General features: G+C 73.5%; 23 protein-coding genes. 14 read left to right on the top strand and 9 right to left on the bottom strand.

Going from position 1 to position 23,595, the window contains the following annotated elements; all coding sequences use genetic code 11:
* Positions 1-27: 27 nt before the first annotated feature.
* Together purL and OOK41_RS01525 are read left to right on the top strand one after the other, a co-directional pair.
* A complete protein-coding gene (gene purL, locus OOK41_RS01530) occupies positions 28-2,850 on the top strand; it encodes a phosphoribosylformylglycinamidine synthase subunit PurL (protein ID WP_266262551.1) in 2,823 nt (940 codons plus the stop codon).
* A 4-nt stretch (positions 2,851-2,854) separates the two neighbouring features.
* The gene (locus OOK41_RS01525; protein WP_117668018.1) at positions 2,855-3,610 is read left to right on the top strand and encodes a 2-phosphosulfolactate phosphatase; all 756 of its coding nucleotides are present in this window, start codon (positions 2,855-2,857) and stop codon (positions 3,608-3,610) included.
* Between the two features lie 120 nt (positions 3,611-3,730).
* On the opposite strand, the gene OOK41_RS01520 is transcribed toward OOK41_RS01525, so the two are convergent.
* The gene (locus OOK41_RS01520) at positions 3,731-6,013 is read right to left on the bottom strand and encodes a carboxypeptidase regulatory-like domain-containing protein (protein ID WP_323136149.1); all 2,283 of its coding nucleotides are present in this window, start codon (positions 6,011-6,013) and stop codon (positions 3,731-3,733) included.
* Between the two features lie 189 nt (positions 6,014-6,202).
* On the opposite strand from OOK41_RS01520, the gene OOK41_RS01515 reads away from it, so the two are divergent.
* From OOK41_RS01515 to amcA, 5 genes are all read left to right on the top strand, one after another.
* Positions 6,203-6,538: a sterol carrier family protein gene (locus tag OOK41_RS01515; protein ID WP_117668017.1), complete on the top strand. Its 336-nt coding sequence runs from the start codon at positions 6,203-6,205 to the stop codon at positions 6,536-6,538.
* Between the two features lie 161 nt (positions 6,539-6,699).
* Positions 6,700-8,238: an amidophosphoribosyltransferase gene (gene purF, locus OOK41_RS01510; protein ID WP_117668016.1), complete on the top strand. Its 1,539-nt coding sequence runs from the start codon at positions 6,700-6,702 to the stop codon at positions 8,236-8,238.
* Between the two features lie 64 nt (positions 8,239-8,302).
* Positions 8,303-9,457 carry a phosphoribosylformylglycinamidine cyclo-ligase gene (purM, locus tag OOK41_RS01505; RefSeq protein WP_117667947.1) on the top strand — a complete coding sequence of 385 codons (1,155 nt, stop codon included), beginning with the start codon at positions 8,303-8,305 and terminating at the stop codon, positions 9,455-9,457.
* A 130-nt stretch (positions 9,458-9,587) separates the two neighbouring features.
* The gene (gene amcB, locus OOK41_RS01500; protein ID WP_305792064.1) at positions 9,588-10,694 is read left to right on the top strand and encodes a cyclophane-forming radical SAM peptide maturase AmcB; all 1,107 of its coding nucleotides are present in this window, start codon (positions 9,588-9,590) and stop codon (positions 10,692-10,694) included.
* Entirely contained in the window at positions 10,663-10,899 is a 237-nt protein-coding gene (amcA, locus tag OOK41_RS01495; protein ID WP_117667945.1) for a multiple cyclophane-containing RiPP AmcA, read from the top strand. Before amcB ends, amcA begins: the two co-directional genes overlap by 32 nt.
* Positions 10,900-11,047: 148 nt before the next feature.
* Here the strand turns inward: amcA and OOK41_RS01490 are convergent, their stop codons facing one another.
* Both OOK41_RS01490 and OOK41_RS01485 read right to left on the bottom strand, forming a co-directional pair.
* On the bottom strand, positions 11,048-11,263 hold the full coding sequence (locus OOK41_RS01490; RefSeq protein ID WP_117667944.1) for a DUF3073 domain-containing protein: 216 nt from the start codon (positions 11,261-11,263) through the stop codon (positions 11,048-11,050).
* Positions 11,264-11,576: 313 nt separating this feature from the next.
* Positions 11,577-12,659, bottom strand: a complete 1,083-nt coding sequence (locus OOK41_RS01485; RefSeq protein WP_266262544.1) for a Glu/Leu/Phe/Val dehydrogenase — start codon at positions 12,657-12,659, stop codon at positions 11,577-11,579.
* Positions 12,660-12,872: 213 nt separating this feature from the next.
* Between OOK41_RS01485 and OOK41_RS01480 the strand changes: the two genes are divergently transcribed.
* Both OOK41_RS01480 and OOK41_RS01475 read left to right on the top strand, forming a co-directional pair.
* Positions 12,873-13,712 (top strand): hypothetical protein, encoded by an 840-nt coding sequence (locus tag OOK41_RS01480; RefSeq protein WP_117667942.1) that lies wholly within the window; start codon positions 12,873-12,875, stop codon positions 13,710-13,712.
* Between the two features lie 283 nt (positions 13,713-13,995).
* Positions 13,996-14,205, top strand: coding sequence for a BldC family transcriptional regulator (locus OOK41_RS01475; protein WP_007073996.1), 210 nt, complete (start codon positions 13,996-13,998; stop codon positions 14,203-14,205).
* Between the two features lie 79 nt (positions 14,206-14,284).
* On the opposite strand, the gene OOK41_RS01470 is transcribed toward OOK41_RS01475, so the two are convergent.
* Positions 14,285-14,665, bottom strand: coding sequence for a PPOX class F420-dependent oxidoreductase (locus OOK41_RS01470; protein WP_117667941.1), 381 nt, complete (start codon positions 14,663-14,665; stop codon positions 14,285-14,287).
* 53 nt (positions 14,666-14,718) lie between these two features.
* Between OOK41_RS01470 and OOK41_RS01465 the strand changes: the two genes are divergently transcribed.
* Positions 14,719-15,498 (top strand): bifunctional 2-polyprenyl-6-hydroxyphenol methylase/3-demethylubiquinol 3-O-methyltransferase UbiG, encoded by a 780-nt coding sequence (locus OOK41_RS01465; protein ID WP_266262541.1) that lies wholly within the window; start codon positions 14,719-14,721, stop codon positions 15,496-15,498.
* Between the two features lie 79 nt (positions 15,499-15,577).
* Here the strand turns inward: OOK41_RS01465 and OOK41_RS01460 are convergent, their stop codons facing one another.
* Positions 15,578-15,865, bottom strand: a complete 288-nt coding sequence (locus tag OOK41_RS01460; protein WP_117667940.1) for a hypothetical protein — start codon at positions 15,863-15,865, stop codon at positions 15,578-15,580.
* A 161-nt stretch (positions 15,866-16,026) separates the two neighbouring features.
* Between OOK41_RS01460 and OOK41_RS01455 the strand changes: the two genes are divergently transcribed.
* Positions 16,027-16,884 carry a 3-hydroxyacyl-CoA dehydrogenase family protein gene (locus OOK41_RS01455; RefSeq protein ID WP_117667939.1) on the top strand — a complete coding sequence of 286 codons (858 nt, stop codon included), beginning with the start codon at positions 16,027-16,029 and terminating at the stop codon, positions 16,882-16,884.
* Positions 16,881-17,624 carry an enoyl-CoA hydratase/isomerase family protein gene (locus OOK41_RS01450; RefSeq protein WP_117667938.1) on the top strand — a complete coding sequence of 248 codons (744 nt, stop codon included), beginning with the start codon at positions 16,881-16,883 and terminating at the stop codon, positions 17,622-17,624. Before OOK41_RS01455 ends, OOK41_RS01450 begins: the two co-directional genes overlap by 4 nt.
* 98 nt (positions 17,625-17,722) lie before the next feature.
* Here OOK41_RS01450 and OOK41_RS01445 read toward each other — a convergent pair whose 3' ends face one another.
* A complete protein-coding gene (locus OOK41_RS01445) occupies positions 17,723-19,060 on the bottom strand; it encodes an ABC transporter substrate-binding protein (RefSeq protein ID WP_266262538.1) in 1,338 nt (445 codons plus the stop codon).
* Positions 19,061-19,229: 169 nt separating this feature from the next.
* On the opposite strand from OOK41_RS01445, the gene OOK41_RS01440 reads away from it, so the two are divergent.
* Positions 19,230-19,619, top strand: coding sequence for a hypothetical protein (locus OOK41_RS01440; RefSeq protein WP_266262536.1), 390 nt, complete (start codon positions 19,230-19,232; stop codon positions 19,617-19,619).
* Positions 19,620-19,665: 46 nt separating this feature from the next.
* Here the strand turns inward: OOK41_RS01440 and OOK41_RS01435 are convergent, their stop codons facing one another.
* Entirely contained in the window at positions 19,666-20,112 is a 447-nt protein-coding gene (locus tag OOK41_RS01435) for a hypothetical protein (RefSeq protein WP_117667935.1), read from the bottom strand.
* A gap of 124 nt (positions 20,113-20,236) precedes the next feature.
* Here OOK41_RS01435 and OOK41_RS01430 point away from each other — a divergent pair, with 124 nt between their 5' ends.
* On the top strand, positions 20,237-20,938 hold the full coding sequence (locus OOK41_RS01430; protein WP_117667934.1) for a DUF2786 domain-containing protein: 702 nt from the start codon (positions 20,237-20,239) through the stop codon (positions 20,936-20,938).
* A gap of 20 nt (positions 20,939-20,958) precedes the next feature.
* Here the strand turns inward: OOK41_RS01430 and OOK41_RS01425 are convergent, their stop codons facing one another.
* Entirely contained in the window at positions 20,959-21,468 is a 510-nt protein-coding gene (locus OOK41_RS01425) for an SRPBCC family protein (protein ID WP_266262534.1), read from the bottom strand.
* Positions 21,469-21,832: 364 nt separating this feature from the next.
* Positions 21,833-22,204 carry a hypothetical protein gene (locus OOK41_RS01420; RefSeq protein ID WP_266262532.1) on the bottom strand — a complete coding sequence of 124 codons (372 nt, stop codon included), beginning with the start codon at positions 22,202-22,204 and terminating at the stop codon, positions 21,833-21,835.
* Positions 22,205-23,595: the final 1,391 nt, after the last annotated feature.

Here is a 23,595-nt window from a genome sequence, read left to right as displayed (position 1 = left end):
CGGCGGCGAGCGCAGCGAGGAGAGGCCATGACCACCCATCCGGACCCGGCGGTACGGGAGAACCCGGGCGGCTTCCCGGTCGCCCCGGCGGAGCCGTTCGCGGCCCCCGTGGCGCCGCAGGCCGGCCCGGTCGCCCCGGCTCGGCCCGTCGAGGCGGTCCGCCACCCCGACCAGGGCCGGTCCGCGCCGGCCGGTGACTGGGCGCACGGCCCCGACACCGTGCCGCGCGCCACGGACACCCCCGGCGAGCTCCAGCCGTACGCCGAGCTGGGCCTGCGCGACGACGAGTACGACCGGATCCGGCACATCCTCGGCCGTCGCCCCACCCAGACCGAGCTGGCCATGTACTCGATCATGTGGAGCGAGCACTGCTCCTACAAGTCGAGCAAGGTGCACCTGCGCCAGTTCGGTGAGAAGGCCCCGCCGAGCGACCGGATGCTGGCCGGCATCGGCGAGAACGCCGGCGTGGTCCAGGTCTCCGACAAGCTGGCGGTGACCTTCAAGGTCGAGTCGCACAACCACCCGAGCTTCGTCGAGCCGTACCAGGGCGCGGCGACCGGCGTCGGCGGCATCGTCCGGGACATCCTCGCCATGGGCGCCCGCCCGGTCGCCGTGATGGACCCGCTGCGCTTCGGCGCGGCCGACCACCCCGACACCGCCCGGGTGCTGCCCGGCGTGGTGGCCGGCGTCGGCGGCTACGGCAACTGCCTCGGCCTGCCCAACATCGGCGGCGAGGTCGTCTTCGACCCCTGCTACCAGGGCAACCCGCTGGTCAACGCGCTCTGCCTCGGCGTCCTCCCGGTCGACCGGCTGCAGCGGAAGGAGGCCACCGGCCCCGGCAACGTCGTGGTGCTGATGGGCGCCCGGACCGGCCGGGACGGCATCGGCGGCGTGTCGGTGCTGGCCAGCGCCACCTTCGACGAGGGCAGCGAGCAGCGCCGCCCGTCGGTGCAGGTCGGCGACCCGTTCATGGAGAAGCTGCTCATCGAGGCCTGCCTGGAGCTGTACGACGCCGAGCTGGTCGTCGGCATCCAGGACCTCGGCGGCGCGGGGCTGACCTGCGCGCTCACCGAGACCGCCGCCTCCGCCGGCACCGGCATGCGGGTCTGGCTGGAGCGGGTCCCGCTGCGCGAGGCCTCGATGGAGCCGCAGGAGATCCTGGCCAGCGAGTCCCAGGAGCGGATGCTGCTGGTCGTTGCCCCGGACAAGCTGGAGGCGGTGCTCAAGACCGCCGAGAAGTGGGGCGTCTGGGCCACCGCGATCGGCGAGGTCACCGCGCCCTCCCCGGACGGCCAGCCGGGCCGGCTGGTGATCACTTGGCGCGACCAGCTCGTGGTGGACGTCCCGCCGGGCTCGCTGGTCGACGACGGGCCGGTCTACGCCCGCCCGATGCGCGAGCCGGCCGACCTGATCCTGCTCCAGGCGGACCGGGCCGAGACGCTGCCCCGGCCGTCGACCCCGGAGGCGCTGCGCGAGACCGTGCTGCGCATGATCGCGTCGCCGAACCTGGCCGACAAGACCTGGGTCACCGAGCAGTACGACCGGTACGTGCTGGGCAACACCGTCCTCGCCCAGCCGGAGGACTCCGGCGTGATCCGGATCGACGAGGGCAGCGGCCTGGGCGTCGCCCTGTCGCTGGACGGCAACGGCCGGTACGCCCGGCTGGACCCGTACCACGGCACCAAGCTGGCGCTGGCCGAGGCGTACCGGAACGTGGCCGTGACCGGCGCGAAGCCGATCGCCGTGACGAACTGCCTCAACTTCGGCTCGCCGGAGGATCCGGGTGTGATGTGGCAGTTCGCCGAGGCCGTGCGCGGCCTGGCGGACGGCTGCCTGGAGCTGGGCATCCCGGTGACCGGCGGCAACGTCAGCTTCTACAACCAGACCGGCGCGGCGGCGATCCACCCGACCCCGGTGGTCGGCGTGCTCGGTGTGCTGGACGACGTGGCCGAGCGGGTGTCGATGGGCTTCGTCCCGCGCGCCGGCGGCGACCACGACCAGCTCTTCCTGCTCGGCGAGACGCACGTGGAGCTCTCCGGCTCGGAGTGGGCCTGGGTCACCCACGAGCACCTCGGCGGCATCCCGCCGCAGGTCGACCTGGCCCGTGAGCGGCAGCTCGCCGATCTGTTGGCCGAGGCCGCCCGGGTCGGGCACCTCAGCTCCGCGCACGACCTCTCCGACGGCGGTCTCGCCCAGAGCCTGGTCGAGTCCTGCCTGCGCCACGGGGTCGGCGCGCAGATCGCGGTGCCGGAGCAGTTCACCGGCGGCTCGATGCCGTTCGTCTTCCTGTTCAGCGAGTCGGCCGGGCGGGCCCTGGTCTCGGTGCCGCGCGGCCACGAGAAGGCGTTCACCGCCCTCTGCGCCGAGCGCGGCGTGCCGTGGGAGTTCGTCGGGGTCACCGACCCGGCCGGCGACGGCCTGGAGGTGCGCGGCCAGTTCCGGATCGACCTGGACGAGTTGCGCGTCGTGCACGGTGCCACGCTGCCCCGGCTCTTCGGCGGGTCGGAGCCGGCCGGGGCCGCCCCGGCCGGGCCGGGCGTCGCTCCGGCGGCGACCGCAGCCGCCGTGGCCCCGGTGCCGGCGGTCGACACCGTCGAGGTGGCCCGGGAGGCGGCGCCCGTCGCCGCGCCGGCCGATCAGGCAGCGCCGGAGCACACCGGGTCAGCCGTGGCCGACGGGCCGGTCGCCGACGACGCGCCGGCGCCGGCCGAGGCCGGACCCACCGCCCCGGACGCCCCAGGCTGGGGGCCCGAGCGGGTCGACGGCGCGGAGCGGGCCACCGGTCCCTCCGGGGCGACCGACCCCGACGCCGGTGGCGCCGACCGGTCCGCCGCGCCCGATCAGCGCTGAGGCGGTGGCCGCGGCCGTCTTCGCCCAGCCCGGCTCCGGCGCCCGGTTCGACTGGGGGCTGACCGGCGCGGCGGAGCTCGGTCGCGTCTGCGCCGTCCTGGTGGTGGTGGACGTGCTCTCGTTCACCACCGCCGTGGAGGTCGCGGTCGCCCGGGGGACGCGGGTGCACCCGTTCCCCTGGGGCGAGCAGGCGGCCGAGTACGCGCGCCGGGTCGGTGCGGTCGCCGCCGTGGGCCGTCGGCAGACGACCCCGGAGCATCCGTGGTCGCTCTCCCCGGCGGCGCTGCGCACCGCGCCGGTCGTCGCCGACCTGGTGCTGCCGTCGCCGAACGGCTCGGCGATCAGCGCCGCCGCCAGCGCCACCGGACTTCCGGTGGTCGCCGCCTGCCTGCGCAACGCGCGCGCCGTCGGGCGCTGGCTGTGCGAGCGGGGGTACGGCTCGGCCGACGCCCCGATCGGCGTGGTCGCTTCCGGCGAGCGTTGGCCCGACGGCTCGCTGCGGCCGTCGGTGGAGGACCAACTCGGGGCGGCGGGTGTGCTCGACGCCCTCTCCGCAGTGCCCGGCGGGCTGTCGGTGGAGGCCGCGATGGCCCTCGCCGCGCTGGCCAGCACTCCGGACGTGCCGGCCGCCGTGCGCGGCTGCGTCTCCGGCCGGGAACTCGTCGAGGGCGGCTTCGCCGGTGACGTGGAGGTGGCGGTCCAGGTCGACGTCTCGGACGTGGTCCCGGTGCTGCGCCAGGGGGTCTTCTCGGCCGCCTGAGCCGGCTGGTCCGCCCCTCGTCCGCCTTCCGCTGGCTTCGTCCCGGCCCAGACGGCGAGAGCGGCTGCCGACGGGGCAGCCGCTCTCTTCGTCGTGGTGCGGGCGGTGCGCCCGCGGGAGTCAGTCGTCCAGCCAGTCCAGCCGGCGTCCGCCCCGGTCCTGCTGCGGCGGGCCGTCCGGCCGGGCCCGACCGGACTGGGCCTGGTCGCCGTAGTAGCCGTCGCCCTGCTGGTCGTAGCCGGCCGGCTGGTCGTAGCCGCGGTCGGGGTAGCCGCCGCGCTGCTGCGGGGGCTCCTGGCCGTACCCGCCGCCCGGCTGGTCGTACCCGCCCGGCTGACCGTACCTGCCGCCGTGCTGGCCGTGGCCGCCCGGCTGACCGTGGCCGCCCGGCTGACCGTGGCCGCTCGGCTGACCGTGGCCGCCCGGCTGGCCGTAGCTGCCCGGCTGGCCGTAGCTCTCGCCACCGTAGCCGCCGCGCTGGTCGTAGCCGCGGCCGTAGCCGCCGCCCTGCTGACCGGCGTCGTAGCCGCCGCCCTGCTGGCTGTACCCGTCGCTGGCGGGCTCGCCGCCGCGGCCGTACTGTGCGGGCTCCTGCTGGCCGTAACCGTGGCCCTGGTCGGCCTGGTAGGTGCTGGTCGGGTAAGGATCCGCCGGTGGGGTGTACGAGCCGGTGTCGCCGCCGGTGTACCGGCCGGTCGGCTCGTCGTAGCGCTCGCCGTAGCCGCCGCCCTGGCCCGGCTGGACCCCGGCCGCCGCGCCCGCCGCGCCGTAGTCCCGGCTGCCGTACCCGCCGCCGGACGCCGGGGCGTCGGTGCCGTAGCCGCCGGGCGTGCCGCCGTACCCGCCGGTGGCGCCGTATCCGCCGCCGGTGGAGGTCGGGGCGTTGCCGTACCCGCCTCCGGACGCCGGGGCGTCGGTGCCGTAGCCGCCCGGCGTGCCGCCGTACCCGCCGGTGGAGGCGGGGGCGGTGCCGTAGCCGGCCCCGGAGGCGGGCGCGGTGCCGTAGCCGGCCCCGGAAGCGGGCGCGGTGCCGTAGCCGGCCCCGGAAGCGGGCGCGGTGCCGTAGCCGGCCCCGGAAGCGGGCGCGGTGCCGTAGCCGGCCCCGGAAGCGGGCGCGGTGCCGTAGCCACCGGCCGCGCCGTAGCCGCCGCCCTGGGGTTCGTCGCCGTACCCGCCGCTGCCGGCCCCCCAACCGCCCTGCTGGCCACCGGGGCCGTACGCGGGCGGCGGGGCGCCGTACGGGTCCGGCGGGACGTCGTCCACGACCGGCTGGTGCATCATGGTCGGGGCGTCGCTGAGCGAGGTGCCGCCGACCATCGTCGGGTCCGGCCCGGCGCCGACCCGGTTGACCACCCGGGTCTTGTCGTCCGCCCCGTGGTACGCCCCGCGGGCGGCGGGCACCGCGCCCGCCCCGGCGGCACCGGCCGGGGCGTCGTCACCGGTGTCGTCGCCGTTCTCCCGACGCTTCATCCAGAGCAGCACGATGGTGCCGACGCCGACGGCCACGAAGAGGCCGCCGAGCAGGATGAGCAGCCAGGACGTGAGGCCGCCGGAGTCCTCGTCGCTGGCGTTCTGCGGTGCCCCCGGGGTGGCCGCGGGGCTCTCGTCGGTGGTCTCCTCGGTCGCCTCGTCGGTGGGCAGCGGCTCCTTGGTGGCCGACGGGGTGGGGCTCGGGCTCACCTCGACCTTGATCGCCAGGCTGATCCGCTGCCCGGTCACGCTCTGCCCGGCGCTCGCGTCGAAGGACTTGGCGGTTTGGACCCCGCCCTGCACCGCACCGAGGTCGATCCGGCCGGGGGTGATCGGCCGGTCCTTGCTGCCGGTGAAGCGGAAGTTCCCGCTGCCGTCGCTGGTGGTCTCGTAGCGGTGGCCGGCACGGTCCTGGAGCATGACGATGGCGTTCGGCACCGCCTCCCCGTTGGCCGCGGCCACCACCTTGCCGGAGACCGACTTGACGGTCTGCACCTGCGGCTCCGTCGGCTCCGGCTCCGCCTTCGCCTTGACGCTGAGCTGGAAGTCCCGGCTGTTCTGGCCGCCCAGGGGGCTGGACGCGTTGACCGTCACCCGCTGGTTGTCCGCGTTCGGCGCGTCGCCGGAGGCGCGGAGCTGGACGACGTGGTTCACCGCGTCGGTGCCGTTGAAGTCGACCTTGCCGCAGCCGCTTGCGCAGCTCACGCCGCGGGGAAGACCCGCGACGCTGATGATGACGAACCTCTCGTCACCCCCCGGCGTCAGCTGCACGTTGACGGCGGTGGTGCCGCCGGCCTGGATGGTCGCTGAGCCAGGGGAGACGCTGATGTCGGCTGCCAGGGCGGGTGCGGCGGGGATGGCGAGCAGGGCGCCGATCACCAGCGCCACGACCACACCGGCCCGCTGCTTCCAGGCACGTCGGTGTGTTGACACGTCCACCGCCTTCCGGTCTGACTTCCCTGGCCGGCGGGGCGCCGGGCCGGGGATCATCACGGTACGAATACGCCGTCGGCAACTATGCCTTGTCGGACCGGATCGGCGCGACCCAGGGCCAGCGTCGAAAGCGCCGGAGCCGGGCCGTATCGTCCCGTCGTGTCCTCTCCGCACACAAACTCCGCAGCCGTGGCCGCCGCACTCGCCGCCCTCGATGAGGGTCGTACGCCCGAACGGCCGGTGTTCCGGGAGGCGGTCCGTACCCTGTTGGCCGCCCTTGCGGACCATGCCCCCGGCCGTTCGGTGGAGGTGCGTGTCCCACCTTACGGTGCAGTTCAGTGCATTCCCGGTCCCCGACACACCCGGGGCACCCCGCCCAACGTCGTCGAGCTGGACCCGACCGCCTGGCTGGAGCTGGCGACGGGCCGCCGGAGCTGGGCGGACGCGGTCGCCGAGGGCCGCGTACGGGTCAGTGGTGTCCGCGCTGACCTCTCCCCGCACCTTCCGCTCCCCCTGGGCGATTAGCCCCCGGCTCCGATTACGGAAGGGAGCGAGACCGTGACTTTCTGTATTGATACTGATTCGCGTACACTGGTGGGCGACGACAGTGGTCCCGGCCGAGGAAGCGCGGATCCGCCCCCGAGATCCCGCCCGGCCAGTCCAGACCCAGCATGAGGGAGCGGCAGGTGCCCCGAGGCGACGGCCGGCTGAGCCACGACCTTGATCCCCAACGACCCGGCCCGCAGGACGCGTGTGGCGTCTTCGGCGTCTGGGCGCCCGGGGAGGAGGTCGCCAATCTGACCTACTTCGGGCTCTACGCCCTCCAGCACCGGGGCCAGGAGGCCGCCGGGATGGCCGTCAGCGACGGCTCGGGCGTGGTGGTCTACAAGGATCTCGGCCTGGTGGCCCAGGTCTTCGACGAGCCCACCCTGGCCAGCCTGCGCGGGCACCTGGCGATCGGGCACGCGCGTTACTCGACGACGGGCGGCTCGACCTGGGAGAACGCCCAGCCGACCATCCGGTCCACCAGTTCGGGCATCACCATCGCGCTGGCGCACAACGGCAACCTGGTCAACACCGCCGAACTCCAGCGCGAGGTCGCCGAGCGGGGCCTGGTCGCCGACGGCTCGACCAACGACACCTCGCTGGTGACCATGCTGCTGGCCAGCCGGCCCGACCTCTCGGTCGAGGCCGCCGCGCTGGAGGTGCTGCCCCAGCTCCGTGGCGCGTTCAGCTTCGTCTTCATGGACGAGTCGACGCTCTACGCGGCCCGTGACCCGCACGGCGTGCGCCCGCTGGTCCTCGGCCGGCTGGAGCGCGGCTGGGTGGTGGCCAGCGAGACCGCCGCGCTGGACATCGTCGGTGCGAGCGTGGTCCGCGAGGTGGAGCCGGGCGAGCTGATCGCCATCGACGAGGACGGGCTGCGGTCCAGCCGGTTCGCCGCGCCGGAGCCGAAGGGCTGCCTCTTCGAGTACGTCTACATCGCCCGGCCCGATGCCACCATCGCCGGGCGCAACGTGCACGCCGCCCGGGTGCAGATCGGCCGCCAGCTCGCCAAGGAGCACCCGGTCGAGGCCGACCTGGTCATCCCGGTTCCGGAGTCCGGCACCCCGGCCGCGATCGGTTACGCGGAGGAGTCCGGGATCACCTACGGCGCCGGCCTGATGAAGAACCCGTACGTCGGGCGCACCTTCATCCAGCCGTCGCAGACCCTGCGTCAGCTCGGCATCCGGCTCAAGCTCAACCCGCTGCGGGAGAACGTGCGGGGCAAGCGGCTGGTCGTCGTGGACGACTCGATCGTGCGCGGCAACACCCAGCGGGCCATCGTGCGGATGCTGCGCGAGGCGGGCGCCCTGGAGGTCCACGTCCGGATCTCCTCCCCACCGGTCAACTGGCCGTGCTTCTACGGCATCGACTTCGCCACCCGGGCCGAGCTGCTCGCCAACGGGCTGGACAACGAGGGCATCCGGCGCTCCATCGGCGCCGACACGCTGGGCTACGTCTCGTTGTCGGGCCTGATCGCCGCGACCGAGCAGCCGAAGACCCGGCTCTGCCGGGCCTGCTTCGACGGGGAGTACCCGATCGAGCTGCCGGCCGGGAACCTGATCGGCAAGCACGTGCTCGAAGCGGTGGAGCGCCGGGTCGCTGGTGCCCCGGACGCCCCGGAGCACGTCGCCGCACCGCTCGTCGCCGCTCCGGGCGGCGCGACCGTACACCGCCCATAGCACCGCCCGACGCGGGCCCGCCGGTCACCCCCGGCGTCCCGCGAGAACCACAAAGGGGAGAACCGTGACGCACGTGTCCGAGCGCAGCGGCACAGGAAGCAGCCCGACCGGCGCCGGCGGCGACCGCCAGCCCTGGACGGCCGGCACCGGCCGCCCGGCGCGCAAACGCTCGGTCTCGTACGCGGACGCCGGCGTCTCGATCGAGGCGGGCGACCGCGCGGTCGAGCTGCTCAAGTCCAAGGTGAGGCAGACCCGGCGGCCCGAGGTCATGGGCGACCTCGGCGGCTTCGCCGGCCTGTTCCGGCTGGACACGAAGAAGTACAAGAACCCGATCCTGGCGTCCTCGACCGACGGCGTCGGCACCAAGCTGGTGATCGCCCAGCAGCTCGACATCCACGACACGATCGGCATCGACCTGGTCGCCATGGTCGTCGACGACCTGGTGGCCTGCGGCGCCGAGCCGCTGTTCCTGCTCGACTACATCGCCTGCGGCGAGGTCGTCCCGGACAAGGTGGCCGAGATCGGCGCCGGCATCGCCGACGGCTGCCGGTACGCCGGCTGCGCGCTGCTGGGCGGCGAGACCGCCGAGCACCCGGGCGTGCTGCGCCCGGACGAGTACGACGTCTCCGCCACCGGCGTCGGCGTGGTGGAGGAGAGCGAGATCCTCAGCCCGGACCGGGTCGAGATCGGCGACGTGGTCATCGCGATGCGCTCCTCGGGCCTGCACTCCAACGGCTACTCGCTGGTCCGGCACGTGCTGCTGGGGGCGGGCCGGATGCGGCTGGACGTGGTGATCGAGGACTTCGGCCGGCAGCGCACCCTCGGCGAGGAGCTGCTCACCCCGACCAAGATCTACGCCCAGGACTGCCTCAAGCTGATCGCCGAGGCCGAGGTGCGCTCGATCGCGCACGTCACCGGGGGCGGCATCCCGGGCAACCTGGTCCGCATCCTGCCGGAGCACGTCGACGCGGTGGTCAACCGGTCCACCTGGAAGCCGCAGCCGATCTTCGACCTGATCCAGTCCAAGGGCCGGATCGAGGACGCCGAGATGGACGCGACCTTCAACATGGGCGTCGGCATGTTCGCGATCGTCTCCGCCGAGGACGCCGACCGGGCCCTGGCCACCCTGACCGGCCGGGGCGTGGACGCCTGGCAGGCCGGCGAGATCATCGAGGGCACCGGCAAGGTGCAGATGGTCGGCCAGCACACCCGGGGTTGATCACCCAGCGCCGATCGTCCGACCACCTGATCGGGGGTTCACCCGAGTGGCCATCGCCGCCTAGCCTGAAGGGCGCCTTCGGGTCAGGAAAAGGAGGGCGATGGCTGCTCGGGGACGGCCGACGAGCGGGATGCGGGGAGTCTCCCCGGTCCCGTCGTACGTCGTGATGCAGCCGACCACCCTCTGCAACCTCGACTGCGCGTACTGCTACCTCCCGCACCGGTCGGCGGACCGCCGGATGTCGGTCGCGGTGGCCGAGGCGGTCGCCGCCTCGGTGAACCCGTGGGCGACGGCCGGCCGGTTCTCGGTGGTGTGGCACGGCGGGGAGCCGCTCGCGGCCGGCCGGGAGCACCTGGCCGCGCTGCTGGCCGCGTTCGGGCCGCAGGTCGAGCACCACGTGCAGACCAACGCCACCCTGATCGACGACGCCTGGTGCGAGTTCCTCACCGCGCACCGGGTGCGGGTCAGCGTCAGCGTGGACGGGCCGCGCGGGCGCAACGGCGACCGGGTCACCCGGGCGGGCCGGCCGGCGTACGACCGGATCGTGCGCGGGATCGAGACGCTGCGCCGGCACGGGCTGCCGTTCTCGGCGCTGGCGGTGGTCGGCGACCCGACCCCGGGCCGGGCCGCCGAGCTGTACGACTACTTCCTCGGCCTCGGCTGCGACGTGCTGGGGGTCAACATCGAGGAGACCGAGGGGGTCAACACCCGGGGCAACGCCCACGACGCGGCTCCGGTGCGCGCGTTCTGGGCCGAGCTGGTGGCCGCCTGGCGCCGGGATCCCCGGATCCACCTGCGCGAGGTGGAGTGGTCGCTGCGGTACGTGGCGGCGGTGCTCGACGGCAGCGCCGACGACCTGCTGCCGCGGCGGCTCGACCCGATCCCCACAGTGGGCCACGACGGGTCGGTGACCGTGCTCTCCCCGGAGCTGGCCGGCTTCACCGATCCCCGGTACGGCGACTTCAGCAGCGGCAACGTGCTGACCACCCCGCTGGCCGAGATCCTGGCCGGGGTGGAGCGGAGGACCCCCTGGGTGGGGGAGTTCCTGGCCGGCGTGGAGGCGTGCCGGGCGTCCTGCCCGTACTTCGGCTTCTGCGGGGGCGGGCACGCCGCCAACCGTTACTTCGAGCTGGGGCGTTTCGACGGTACGGAGACCGAGCACTGCCGCAACAGCAAGATCCACTTACTGGAGGGAGTGTTGGACCATGCCCGAGAGCACCGGAAACCGGCAGTCTGAGCGCGTCAGGGGAGTCACCGGGCAGCCGGTCGTCGACCGGGTGCGGGACACTGCCGCCGGCCTGGCCGACCTGCTCCAGGAGGCGGAGGACGCGCGCCGGCTGCGGTCGGAGGTGGCGGGGGGCGAGGGCGCGAGCGCGGTCTGCGCCTGGAACCACTTCGAGAACATCCCGACGTTCTACAACTGGAACAACCGGCCCCGCTGAGGGCGCGGGCCCGAGATCAAGGACCTGCCGCAGCGACCGGATCGGCTCCGGTACGGCAGGCCCCTGATCGTCGGGTGGGTAGGCCACCTTCCGGTGAGCACATACGTGAGCACGCGGGGGTCACCGCGTGCTCAGATGCGACCGGGGGTCAGCGGGTCGGACGGACCCAGGGATCCGGGTCCTCGTCCGCGTGGTCCTCGTCATCGTCGTCGACATACTCTTTGTAGTCGTCGTCGAAGTCGTGGTCCGACTTGCCGCTGCCGCCGAGTTCTCGCTGCAAGGCGGCGAGGTCGGTGGTCGGGGAGTGGTACTTCAACTCCCGGGCCACCTTTGTCTGCTTGGCCTTAGCACGGCCGCGCCCCATGGCTCGACCCCCTCGCACAGAATGCGGGGCAGCCCGAAGGCGGGCCCCGATGACGTCAGGCATCTCTCGTGGCTCTTACGGTACATGGGGATGCCGCTGTTCGGCACCTCGGGTTACTGTCTGCCGGCCCTGCGCGTCGCAGTGAGCCGGCCGTCACCAAGTGTACCGGGGTAAGGGGCGGATGCCGAACCGCCCGTGACACCGGACAGATGGGCAGTAATCACCCCTTCTTCCAGCTTAACGCCGCCGTCCGTCCGGTTTCGCCCGAGGAGCCCGACCCGGCACGGTTTCCGCACCGGGTCGGGCGTGGCGCTCAGCGCAGGTGGATGGTGCGCAGCCGGCCGACCTCCGCCATCCGGCGCTCGGCGAGCCGGTCCGCCGCCACCGCCGGGGGGACGCCCTCCTCGTCGGCCAGCCGCAGGATGTTCCGGGTGGTGTCGTAGATCTTCGTGGCCCGCAACTTGGCCCGCTCGAAGTTGAAGCCCTCGATCTCGTCCGCTACCTGGATCACACCGCCGGCGTTCACCACGTAGTCGGGCGCGTAGAGGATGCCCCGGTCGGCGAGGAGCTTCTCGATCCCCGGGTGGGCGAGCTGGTTGTTGGCCGCCCCGGTGACCACCTTCGCCCGCAGCGCCGGCACGGTCTCGTCGTTCAGGGTGCCGCCCAGCGCGCACGGGGCGTAGACGTCGATGTCGGCGGCGACCAGCGCGGCGACGTCGTCGACCAGCTCGACCTGTGGGTGGTTGGCGCGGACCCACTCGCGCGCCCGCGGGTCGACGTCGGTCGCCGCCACCTCGGCGCGGTCGTCGAGCAGGTGCCGGGTCAGGTGCTTGCCGACCTTGCCCAGCCCGGCCACGCCGACCCGCCGGCCGGCCAGGGTGGGGGCGCCCCAGACGTGCTCGGCAGCGGCCCGCATGCCCTGGAAGACGCCCCACGCGGTGAGCACCGACGAGTCGCCCGCGCCGCCGTGCTCCACGCTACGGCCGGTGACATAGCGGGTCTCCCGGGCGATCACGTCCATGTCGGCGACGTAGGTGCCGACGTCGCACGCGGTGTAGTAGCGGCCGTTCAGCGACTCGACGAAGCGGCCGTACGCGCGTAGCAGCGCCTCGCCCTTGAGCTGCTCCGGGTCGCCCCAGATCACCGCCTTGCCACCGCCCAGGTCCAGCCCGGCCAGGGCGTTCTTGTACGCCATGCCGCGGGACAGGTCGAGCACGTCGGCCAGCGCCGCGTCCTCGCTGGCGTACGGGTAGAACCGGGTGCCGCCGAGCGCGGGCCCCAGCGCGGTGGAGTAGATCCCGATGATCGCCCGGAGGCCGGTCTGCGTGTCCTGGCAGAACACGACCTGTTCGTGGCCGGTGGCTGACGGGCCGTCGGTGGTGGCGAATACGCCCATGGCTGACTCCTGTGTCGGTGTGCGTCCTTGTGGGGCGCGGACCTGTGGTGCGCCGGCGGGATGATGCCGGTGGGTCGAGCCTAATATCGGCCGACGCCGTACTGTCGTCCCAGCACGCCCGCCGTTCGGGCGGCCGGCGGGTGGGCAGGGATGTCGGGCGCGCGGCCGGGGCGCTGCCCGCGTCCGGATTCCGTCTCGTGGGAGGATCGCGCAGTGCCGTCGCTCTTCGCTTCGTACCTGCGGGTGTACGAGCCGCTGACCGCCTTCGACCGGGACCGCCAGTCGTACTGGCGGCGCTACGTGTCCGAGGGGCGGGCGGTGGCCCCGTCGGAGGGGCCGGGGCGGCAGCGTGCGGCGGTCATCGAGGCGCTGGGCGCGGGCTGGACCCGGCTGCCCGACCCGCCCGAGGAGGCGTACGTCCTGGAGGCCGACGACACCCTGCTGGTCTGCCCGTGGAACCTGCGGATCCGGGTGGCCGAGGCGGCGCTGAGCGCCCGCGACGGCGTGCCGTCGGTGCTGGCCGACGCGTTCGTGCCGCCGGTCCTCGCCGGTCAGGCCAAGGCGGTGGTGGAGGACTGGCGCAGCGGCGCCCGGGTGCTGGAGCACGGCGTCCCCCGGGTGCACGAGCAGATCGCCACCTGGGGCGTGCCGCTGCGCTGGTTCGTCCTGTTCGACGCCGAGGAGCGGGACCTGGTCACCCACCCGGGGCGACGCGCGTTGCGCTACCGGACGGAGATCTCCAAGGCCCGCCGCCGATCGTCCCGGGCGCTGTCGGTGTTGCGCAAGACCGTCGGTGAGGCGCCGATCACCGAAGCGGTCGAGGAGGCCGCCCGGTGGCTGGAGGAGTTCCACCCGCGCTCGGCGGTGGAGCTGGACTACGGCGGCCTCGTCCAGTTGTTGTCCGACGAGACGCTCGCCGCGGACGACTCACCCGCGCTCGTCGCGGCCGGCCTCGCCGGGCTCTCCAAGGGGGAGGCCGAGGACGCTTCCACGGCGTACGACACGTTGGTCGCCCGCTGGCGGGCGGTCCAGCTCCTGGAGCGCTGCAACTAGCCCCACCTGGGCGAAGAGCCGGCCAAGGGGCCACAAACCACCGTGGGAGCGCTCCCTACGCGAGGTGCGCTCGTAATTGGATCATCACGACCAGTGATTATGAGTCCGAATAAGGTGGTTTCTGACGCGTATTAGTCGTATAAATCGGGCATGGTTCATCCGTCCGTCTAGGGACCTTCGGCCGTTCGGCCCATGTCGGACATCGGGGACTAGCCGGACCATGGGAGACGCGTCGGCCGGCGGGACCCCGGCCGATGTCTATACCTGTGGAGGAGTGACCGATATGGCATCGCGAACGCACGAACCGGAGCCGCTGCTCACACCGGCCGAGGTGGCGTCGATGTTCCGTGTCGACCCGAAGACGGTGACCCGGTGGGCGAAGGCAGGCAAGCTCAGCGCCATCCGGACCCTGGGGGGGCACCGCCGTTACCGCGAGTCGGAGGTTCGGGCTCTACTGCAGGGGCAGATCCCCCAGCAGCGCCAGGGAGACTGACCAACGGGGATTCTACAGACGTACGAATCAGGGCGGCGGACACGGTCCGCCGCCCTGATTCCGTGTCCGGCCCGGGCGGTCACTCCGCGAGGCTGATCCGGATGCCCACCGTCCCCCGCTCCCCCCGCCGCAGCCGGCTGCCCAGCAGGCTGAGCCGACCCACCAGCCGGTACTTCTGCTTCAGCAGCTCGCGGATCCGGCGGGTGTCCGCCGGGCCGCAGATGGTCGCGTGGCCGGAAACCGCCTCGCCGTGCGGCCGGCCCCGCAGGTCGCACGGGGCCACCGTCACCTCGCCGCTGCGCCGGATCCGCTTCACCTTGCCCGAGTCGGTGACGGTCCAGGCGGCCAGCGCGTCGCCGTCGCGGACGGCCCACACCGGGGTGGGCACCGCCCGCCCGTCCCTGCGGAACGTGGTCAACAGCACGTACTTCTCCGCGGCCAGGCGGTCCAAGGTGGTCACGCCGCAAGGATACGACCGCGCGGCGTGACGCCAGTGGGGTTAGCGTGAACCCCGTGACCGGGGAACCCACGATCGGCGACGTCTTCGGCGAGCTGCTGCGCGACGCGCTCGCCGTACAGACCGGCATCGGCCCCCGGCCGATGGCCGGCGGGCGGCTGCCCCGACCCGTCATCGAGATCATCGAGCGGGACGACGGCCTGATCAACGGCGCGCCCGCCGCCCACTACCTGGCCGGCCCCGCCGAGTGGCAGCCGTACGACCACCGGGCGGTGGACCGGGTCCGGGGCGAGACGCTGGACGTCGGGATCGGCGGCGGCCGGATCGCGCTGCTGCTCCAGGAGCGCGGGGTGCCGGTGACCGGGCTGGACACCTCGCTCGGCGCGCTGAGGGTGTGCCGCCGGCGCGGAGTACGGGACCTGGTGCACGGCACGGTCGACGAGCACGTCGCCGACGGCCGGCGATACGACACCTTCCTGCTGCTCGGCAACAACCTTGGGCTGATCGAGGGGCGGGACCGGGCGCCGGCGTTCCTCGCCGCCCTCGCCGCGCTGGCCCGCCCCGGCGCGCAGGTCATCGCGCACGGCACAGACCCGTACGGCACCACCGACCCGGTGCACACCGGCTACCACGAACTCAACCGGCGCCGCGGCCGGCTCGGCGGCCAGCTACGACTGCGGCTGCGGTACCGGGAACTGGGCACCGGGTGGTTCGACTACCTGGTCTGCTCGGTGGCCGAGCTGGCCGACCTGATCCGGGGCACCCCGTGGCGACTGACCGACGTGGACGACCGGGACGCCCCGTACTACCTGGCGACCCTGACGCTGGCCGGCTGACCGGGGCGCGGGCGGCCCGGGTGCGCGGAAGGGGCCCCTGCCGGGCCGGAAGCCTCGACAGGGACCCCGTCCACACGCCTCAGACCTGGACGGTCGGGGGAAGCGGCTCGGGCGGGAGGCCACCGTCGCCGTCGACCACCTCGTCGGGGGTGCCGTCCTCGTCGATGTCGACCATGGTGATGTCCACCTTGCCGTCGCCGTCGGTGTCGAACTGGAACAGGTCAGCCCGGCCGTCGCCGTCGGTGTCGACGACCCAGACGTCGGTCTTGCCGTCGTTGTTGGTGTCGGCGCGGAGCAGGTCGACCCGCTCGTCTCCGCGGGTCTCCACGGTCTCCGCGTGCTGCCCGCTCTCCGGTGCCTGGCTCATGTTCCGGTCCTTCCCTCGGTTGACGGCCGCAGTACCCGGTTCGGCGCGCCCCCACGCATGCCGCCGATGCCGGTGCTGCATAGGGTCGCACCCATGAGCCAGCGGAGCGGGCGGCCCGGCGCGGCGGAGACCCCGCGCGTCGCCGCGCGCAGCGAGGAGACGTGATGAGTCGTTTTGTCGTCGTCGGGGCCGGCACGATGGGCCTCGGCATCGCCTACGTGGCGGCCGGCGCGGGATACCGCGTCGAACTGGTCGAGGTCGACCCCGACCGGGCGACCGCCGCCGAGGCGCGGCTCGGTGAGCTGTGGGAGCGGGCCGTCCGGCGGGGGAAGCTCGCCGCCGACGAGGCGGCGGCCAACCGGGGGCGGCTGACGCTGGTCGCCTCCCTCGGCGCCGTCGCGCCCGAGCCCGACGTGGTCGTGGAGGCCGTGCCGGAGCGGGCGGAACTCAAGCGTGCCGTCCTGCGGGAGGCCGCCGCGCTGCGCCCCGCGCTGCTGGGCAGCAACACCTCCAGCATTTCCATCGGGGAGCTGGCCGCCGGGCTGGACCGGCCGGAGCACTTCGTCGGGCTGCACTTCTTCAACCCCGTCTGGGCCATGGCGCTGCTGGAGGTCGTGGTCGGCCCGGCCACCGCCGAGGAGACCACCGTGGCGGCCGTCGCGCTCGCCGGACGGCTGGGCAAGGACCCCGTCGTCGTACGCGACCTGCCCGGCTTCGCCACCTCCCGGCTCGGGGTGGCCCTCGGGCTGGAGGCGATCCGGATGGTCGCCGACGGGGTGGCCGAGCCGGCCGACATCGACAAGGCGATGGTGCTCGGCTACCGGCATCCGGTGGGCCCGCTGGAGCTGACCGACCTGGTCGGGCTGGACGTCCGGCTCGACATCGCCCGCACCCTCCAGGCCGCGTACGGGGACCGGTACGCGCCGCCGCCGCTGCTGGAGCGGATGGTCGCCGACGGCAGGCTGGGCAGGAAGTCCGGGCAGGGCTTCTACCGCTGGGAAGGGGGCGAGAAGCGGTGAGCGGGCTACGGATCGACGAGCGGCCGGACCGGCTGGTGGTGACGTTGGACCGGCCGGAGAAGCGCAACGCGATCGACGCCGACCTGATCGGCGAGCTGCACGCCGTCTGCGCCGAGCTGGAGGCGCGGCCCCGCCTGCTGCTGCTCACCGGCGGCGCGGAGGGGATCTTCGCTGGTGGGGCGGACATCGGCCAGCTCCGCGAGCGGGGCCGGCTGGACGCGCTCGCCGCGATCAACTCCGCGGCCTTCGCCCGGATCCGGGCGCTGCCGTTGCCCACCGTCGCCGCCGTCGACGGGCCGGCGCTGGGCGGCGGCGCCGAGCTGGCGTACGCGTGCGACCTGCGGGTGTGCACGGCCCGCGCGGTCTTCGGCCAGCCGGAGGTGCGGTTGGGCATCCTCGCCGGCGCGGGCGCGACCCACCGGCTTCCGGCGCTGGTCGGCGAGGCCCGGGCGAAGGAGTTGCTGTTCACCGGTCGCCGGGTGGACGCCGCGGAGGCGCTGCGGATCGGGCTGGTCAACCGGGTGGTGGACGAGCCGGCCGAGCTGCTGCCCGCCGCGCACGGGCTGCTCGACGAGATCGCCAAGGGCTCCACCCTGGCGCTGCGGCTGACCAAACTGGCCGTGGACGCGCCGCCGGCCGCCCACCCGCACCTCGACCTGGTCAGTCAGGCGGTCCTCTTCGAGGACGAGGAGAAGCGGCGGCGGATGACCGAGTTCCTGGACCGCCGCCGGCCCCGCTGACCGCGCGCCGGCCGGCCCGGCCCGGTGCGCGCCGGACCCGCGCCGAGAACACGACGGCCGCCCCCGCGAGTCTGCCGGGGCGGCCGTCGCGCGTCGGGTCAGTGCCGGATCTGCACCCCGGAGTCGGCGAGCGCCCGGATCACCTGCGCGGACTCGGCGAAGCCGATGATCAGCACGGCCTCCGCGCCGTACTCCTTGATCTCCCGGGCGCCGGCGGTGAAGTCCAGCGGCGGGGCCTTCGCGTCGGCCGGCGGCTCGTACGTCAGCAGCTTCACCCGGTCGCTGCCGATGCCGGCCCGCTCCAGCTCGGCGCGGACGTTCTCCTGGAGACCCTCGCCGTAGGAGTCCTTCCGGGCGACCAGCGCGATCCGGTGTGGCCCGTCGCGGAGGATCACGTCCGCCAGCGCCCGGCCCTGGAGGCTGTCCGGCGGGGCGGTACGGAAGTAGAGGCCCTTGTCCTCCATCGAGGTCAGCCCGGCGTCGGTGTTGGACGGCGAGAAGAGCACCCGGCCGGCGGCCACCACGTCCGGCAGCACGGTGCGGGAGATGCCCGAGGCGCCAGCGCCGATGATGACGTGCGCGCCCTCCCGGATGTGCTTGGCCACGGTGGCCCTCGCGACGTCCGGGTTGGTGCCGTCGTCGCCGTCGAGCCAGACCACCGGCTCGCCGAGCACCCCGCCCGCGCTGTTGATCTCCTTGACCGCCAGCGCGACCCCGGCGGCCAGCGGCGGGTACGACAGGGCCAGGTCGCCGGTGCGCGGCAGCAGGCCACCGAGGACCAGCGGCGCCGAGGGGACCTTCCCGCGCTGCTTGCGCGGCCGGGGCGGGTTCTTGGTGCTCGCCGCCGAGTCGTCACCGGCGCCGACGAACTCGGTCTTGCCGTCGTCGAGCGTGCGCTCCCCGAAGGTCAGGGTGGCGTAGCTGGCCGTGGCCGGCTCCCCGGCGTCGGTGAACCCGGCCCGGTTGAGCGACACCCCCCGGTACTCGATGTCCTGGCCGTCGCGGGCCAGCCGCAGGCAGTCCGCCGCCTCCTCGCAACGCTGGCCGTTGTTGGTCACGCCGACGATCTGCTTGGCGATCTCCCCGGGCTCGGTGCTGCCGGCGAGCTGCGCGGCCAGCGCGCTGATGATCACCGCGTCGTACGACTCGCCGGCGTAGAGGTAGTCGCCGAGCTTCGGATCGACGGACCGGAGCCGGTTCTTGAAGGCGTCCGGCAGCGGCGTGAGCGGGGTGGTGCCCTTCATGCCGTCGATCAGATCGGCGCGCTCCTTCAGCTCCACGGCGTACGCATTGGTCATGTTGCCGTCGGTGCCGTAGAGGCGGACCTGGGTGGTGGTCGCCTCCTCTGGCTTGTCGGCGCCGCAGGCGGTACCGACGAGGAGCAACGCCCCGCAGGCCACCAGAGCGGCGGCGCGCGGGCCGTGTGATTCGAGCATGGTCGTCCTTCCTCCGGCGAAGGTCCGCTGCGCACATTAGCGTGCCGGGCTGTTCGGCGGGGCCGTGGATCCCGGTCAATCGCCTGCTAGTCCCGCATGTGCACGCAGGGTGACCGGGTCGGCGCTTTCGGGTGGTCACGGGTTGACCACCCGTCGTACAGTTCGCCGGGTGACGGACGTACCGCAGCAGACGCTGGACGACGCGACCCTCGTGCTCCACTCGGCCCTGGCCGGAGACGGCGACGCGGTGGTGGGCACCTTCGACGAGGTGGTCGACCGCGCCGGCCTCGCGGGGGCGTACGGGGTGGCCTGGTGCCTGGCGGCCACGATGGTCGGGGACGTGCCCGCCCCCGGCGGCGCGGCGCTGGACTTCCCCGGCATCGACGAGGCCGGCTACGACACCCGCTGGGTGGCCCGTTTCGTCAGCGCGTACGCCAACGCCGACGCCGACACCGGCGAGGCCCTGTTCGGTGCGGCGGTCGCCGACGGCCTGCTGCCGGACTGCCTGCTCACCCTCGCCGGCTCGACGGTGGCCACCCTGCGCAGCCGGGGCGCCTGACGCCCCGGCACCGGTCCGGGGGGACCGGCCGCCGGGGCGCCGCCGCTCAGAACGCGTGGTACGCGACCAGCGGCTCGTACTCGTAGCGCAGGTTGGAGAAGCGGACCCGGAAGTTCACCCCGTCCCGGACGTTGGTGGCCACCGTGATCCACCCGGACTGCGCCGGGAGATAGGTCCAGTAGTTGCAGCTGTTGGTCTTGTCGACGAAGACCACGCAGGCCTGGGTGCCGAAGCTGCTCGCGTTGCGGACGTTGACGTCCGCGCAGCGGCTGGTGGTCCGGTAGGTGCCGGCCTCCCCACCCCAGCTCCCGGTCTGGAAGTACGAGCGCACCGCGCCGCCGTAGCAGGTGGCGAGGGTGCCGGCGAGGTTCGTCACGGGCGCGCCCGCGTCGGGCCTCGTGGGCGCGGGGGCCGCCTGGGCGGGGGCCGCGAGGGCGAGCAGCGACGCCGCTGCCGTCGTCGTGGCCAGCAGGCGGACGGCCGGGGATGACATGGGCGCCTCCAACTGTCGACTGACCGTCCGTACCGGACGATTCACCAAACGCGACGATGATACGGGTCGATCGATCTCGCCGCCGGCCCCGCGGTGTCCGGGGCGGTGTGATAGCTCTGGTGGCATGTCGGAGGCCATGCTCGCCAAGGTGCGCAAGCTGCTGGCGCAGGCCGAGGACCCGGCCTGCACGCCGGAGGAGTCGGCCGCGTTCACCGCCAAGGCGACCGAGCTGATCGCCCGCTACGGCGTGGACCGGGCCCTGCTGGCGGCCCGCGACCCGGCCACCGACCCGGTCGGCGACCGGCTGGTCGAGGTCGTCGCCCCGTACGCCCGGGACAAGGCCGGCCTGCTCGCCGCCGTCGCCGCCCCGCTGCGCTGCCGCTGCGTCCGTCGCCGGCACGGCAGCGGCTTCACGATGCACCTGTTCGGCTTCGCCAGCGACCTGGAGCGGGTCGACCTGCTCTTCACCTCGCTGCTGGTGCAGGCGGCGCACGGGCTGGCCGGGGCGGTCGTCCCGGTGGGGGAGCACCCGGCCGCGTTCCGGCGCTCCTGGCTCGCCGGCTTCGCCCAGGTGGTCGGCACGCGGCTGGTCGAGGCGGAGGCCGGGGCGGTCGCCGACTCCGGCGGGCCCTCGGTCGCGCTCGTGCTGGCCGACCGCTCGGACCGGGTCCAGCGCCGGGTGGCCGAGGCCTACCCCCGGCTGCGCGCCGCCGCGCCGCGCCGGCTCGCCGGCACCGGTTTCGGCTCGGGTGCCGCAGCCGGCCGCCGCGCCGACCTGGGCGGCCAGCGCCTACCCCCCACCCGACCCCACCAACTCCCCCACTGACCGTGCGGTCGCCTGTCGGGTCAGGGCTGGGTGACCGAGGCCAGGTAGCGGGCGAGCAACTCGTGCCAGCCCGCGGTGAGCGCCTGCCGGTATCCCTCGGCGGCCTCGCCGTGCCGGTCGAAGTGCCGGTGCTCGACCTCCACCCGGGTCCGCTCCGACCCCTCCGGCAGGAACAGCACCTCCACCTCGCTGGCCCGCGCCGGGTCGGGGACCGGCACCCGGTCCGGGCCGATCTGCCAGGTGAACACCAGCCGCCGGGGCGGGTCCCAGGTGAGCACCCGGCCCCAGTCGCTCCGGAAGCCGTACGGGCCGATCTCGTAGAGCATGCCGCCGGCGCGCGGTTCGATGCCCAGCTCCGCCAGCGCCGCCGGGCCGGACCAGGTGTACTCCCGGACCCACCAGTCGGCCAGCGCCCCGGTGAACACGGCGAAGGCCTGTTCGGCGGAGGAAGGGACGAGGAGACTGCTGCGCAGCGAGTACCGCCCGACGTCCTGCCGGACGCCCGCAGGTCCGGCCATCTCCTGTCCCATAGGTCCGGACCATACCGGCTGATGCCCCAGCGTGCAGCTTCCTGCTTGCCCTGAATCGGACAGGGCGCGTCCGGATTGCGGACAGTCCCGATCCACCTGCGGACGCGACAGGGCGGTGAACGTGGGCACGATACGGGTGAAACGGGCGTCCGTAGCCGGATGCCGGATGATCGGGCGGCGCGAGCAGTTGGAAGCGCGCGACTATCGCGCCGAGATGACCGGCTCGACCCGCCCATCGTGGAAGCTGGAGAGCGTGGGGCACAGCGTCATCGAGCACCAGGGCACCTGCACCGCCCGGCTACGCGATTCGCCCTGGCCCCGCGCGCCCTTCCCAAAGGGCGCGCGGGGCGATTGCGGCCGTCAGCTAGTGCGAGAAGCTGTAGGAGGGCGAGAAGATCGTGCCGTAGGTCCGGAACACGTTGTGCTCGCCCGTCTTGATCGTCCGCGAGCCGAGGAAGACCTTCGCGCCGTTCCCGTGGGCATACACGTAGACAGGCTCAGTGCTGCCGGCGGCGAGCGTGATGCTCCAACACTTGCCCTGCGTGACCAGATAGCTGGAGAACCCGCCACGCGAGGGGAACTCCAGGGTCGCCGAGTAGGTCGCCTTGTTGCAGAGTCCGGTGCGGTTGGTGGTGGCGGCGCTTGCCGGCGTCGCGGTGGTGGCCATTCCTGCCAGGGCCAGGGCGCTGATCAGGACCGGTCGCCATACCTTGCGCGTGCGAGTCGAAGCTGTCATCTGGGCCTCCTGGGGCCTTGTCGTGGCGTAGTGCCGTGGATCAGTTGCGCCTGACACGCGTGTAGAAAGCGCGTCTATGGGGAGCACGGATGCGTCCGGTGGCTGGGTTCACGGAACCTTCATGTCGTCGGTCGCCACGCCTGTCCTCCGGTCGAGCGGCGGCCCGCAAGCGGGCCGCGCCGGTTCCGGCCCCGGCCTGCTGGCGACCTCCGGCCGGCATCGGCCGGGCCGGCCGGCCGCGTTGGTGTCCCGTCCGGACGAACCTGGCACCGTCCGGCTGTAGTCGGCACCACCGTGGCACCTGTCCGGACTGACTTGGCATCTACGCAGGGCCGCGCTGTTGATCATGACCCCGTGGCTTCCGCTCGCTGTCCACCCCCGGGGCACTCCTCCGGCGGGGCGTAGGCACGAATGGTGCCGTTGTGCCGCGCAACTCTTCCGTCAGCGGTGAGGGCTACGAGGCGTTTACAGACGGGGCACCGGCCCCGCTGGTGCTGCGAGCGCTGAGTCACCTTGCCTCCCCCGGGTAGGTCTCGTTGCACGTCTTCAGTTTCATCCGCCGAGCCATGCCGCCCATCGTTGCCGATCGAGGCTCGGAAGCGGGCTGACCACGGAAGGTGCCAGGTTCGGCCGGACGGGACAGTTGGCGGACTGCAAGAGCTATTGCCCTCCGGGCGGGGATCTTCGACAGAGACGGGGGGAGGCCCGTCCGGACGGTGCGGTAGTCGATGGTTGCGCGGGTCGCCATCTCCCCCATGAGTCCCAGGCAGAGCCGAGCGGGCCAGGGGCCGGTCACGCCCATCGACGGCGTGTAGGTACCGGCGGGCCGCAGCCATGGACGAGTGCCCGAGTCGCTTCATCAGGTCGGCCAGGGTCGCGCCGGTCTGCGCGGCGAGGTCTGCCCGGTGTGCCGCAGGTCGTGAAAGGCCAGATCGTCAAGGCGCTCCGCGCGGCGCGGGCCGGGGCGTGGTAAACGGCTCCTGCGGAGCCGCCGCCCCGCCCGCCTCCGGCGGCGGGGCGGAAAATCAACCGGCCCGGACCCCACGCCCCGCCCCGCGCGTCAGCCTGGGTCAGTGAGGTGACCCGACGGTGTGTGGGTCGGCGGCAGACGGGATGGCAGCAGCGGGGAGAGCGGGCGCGCGGCCCGTACGCAACGCTCCGGGTCAGCGAGCAGCTGAGGAGTGTGGCACCGCACCGAAACGATACAGCCGGTCTGAGAATCGATGGTGAGCTCGACGCTCGACCCAAAAGCTGTGGGAGCCGCCGTGTTATCTGCTTCAACCGTAGGAGGCCCGCAAACCGACACCGGATCAACCCGCAAGGGTCGTCCCGCCGGCTCGCCGGTGAGAAAGCCAAGGCCCAGCATCACGCCGGCTGCAATGACAAACCGA

This window comes from Micromonospora sp. NBC_01655 (assembly GCF_026339755.1).
Lineage (GTDB): Bacteria > Actinomycetota > Actinomycetes > Mycobacteriales > Micromonosporaceae > Micromonospora.
The sequence above is the reverse complement of the archived record's forward strand: the minus strand, read 5'-3'. Positions and strand labels throughout refer to the sequence as shown.

Excerpts from the sequence above, each read along its gene's own strand:
- purL (WP_266262551.1), top strand. The coding sequence starts at position 28 with ATGACCACCCATCCGGACCCGGCGGTACGGGAGAACCCGGGCGGCTTC.
- amcB (WP_305792064.1), top strand. The coding sequence starts at position 9,588 with ATGCGGGGAGTCTCCCCGGTCCCGTCGTACGTCGTGATGCAGCCGACC.
- amcA (WP_117667945.1), top strand. The coding sequence starts at position 10,663 with ATGCCCGAGAGCACCGGAAACCGGCAGTCTGAGCGCGTCAGGGGAGTC.
- OOK41_RS01490 (WP_117667944.1), bottom strand. The coding sequence starts at position 11,263 with ATGGGGCGCGGCCGTGCTAAGGCCAAGCAGACAAAGGTGGCCCGGGAG.
- OOK41_RS01485 (WP_266262544.1), bottom strand. The coding sequence starts at position 12,659 with ATGGGCGTATTCGCCACCACCGACGGCCCGTCAGCCACCGGCCACGAA.
- OOK41_RS01475 (WP_007073996.1), top strand. The coding sequence starts at position 13,996 with ATGGCATCGCGAACGCACGAACCGGAGCCGCTGCTCACACCGGCCGAG.
- OOK41_RS01460 (WP_117667940.1), bottom strand. The coding sequence starts at position 15,865 with ATGAGCCAGGCACCGGAGAGCGGGCAGCACGCGGAGACCGTGGAGACC.
- OOK41_RS01445 (WP_266262538.1), bottom strand. The coding sequence starts at position 19,060 with ATGCTCGAATCACACGGCCCGCGCGCCGCCGCTCTGGTGGCCTGCGGG.
- OOK41_RS01435 (WP_117667935.1), bottom strand. The coding sequence starts at position 20,112 with ATGTCATCCCCGGCCGTCCGCCTGCTGGCCACGACGACGGCAGCGGCG.
- OOK41_RS01430 (WP_117667934.1), top strand. The coding sequence starts at position 20,237 with ATGTCGGAGGCCATGCTCGCCAAGGTGCGCAAGCTGCTGGCGCAGGCC.
- OOK41_RS01425 (WP_266262534.1), bottom strand. The coding sequence starts at position 21,468 with ATGGGACAGGAGATGGCCGGACCTGCGGGCGTCCGGCAGGACGTCGGG.
- OOK41_RS01420 (WP_266262532.1), bottom strand. The coding sequence starts at position 22,204 with ATGACAGCTTCGACTCGCACGCGCAAGGTATGGCGACCGGTCCTGATC.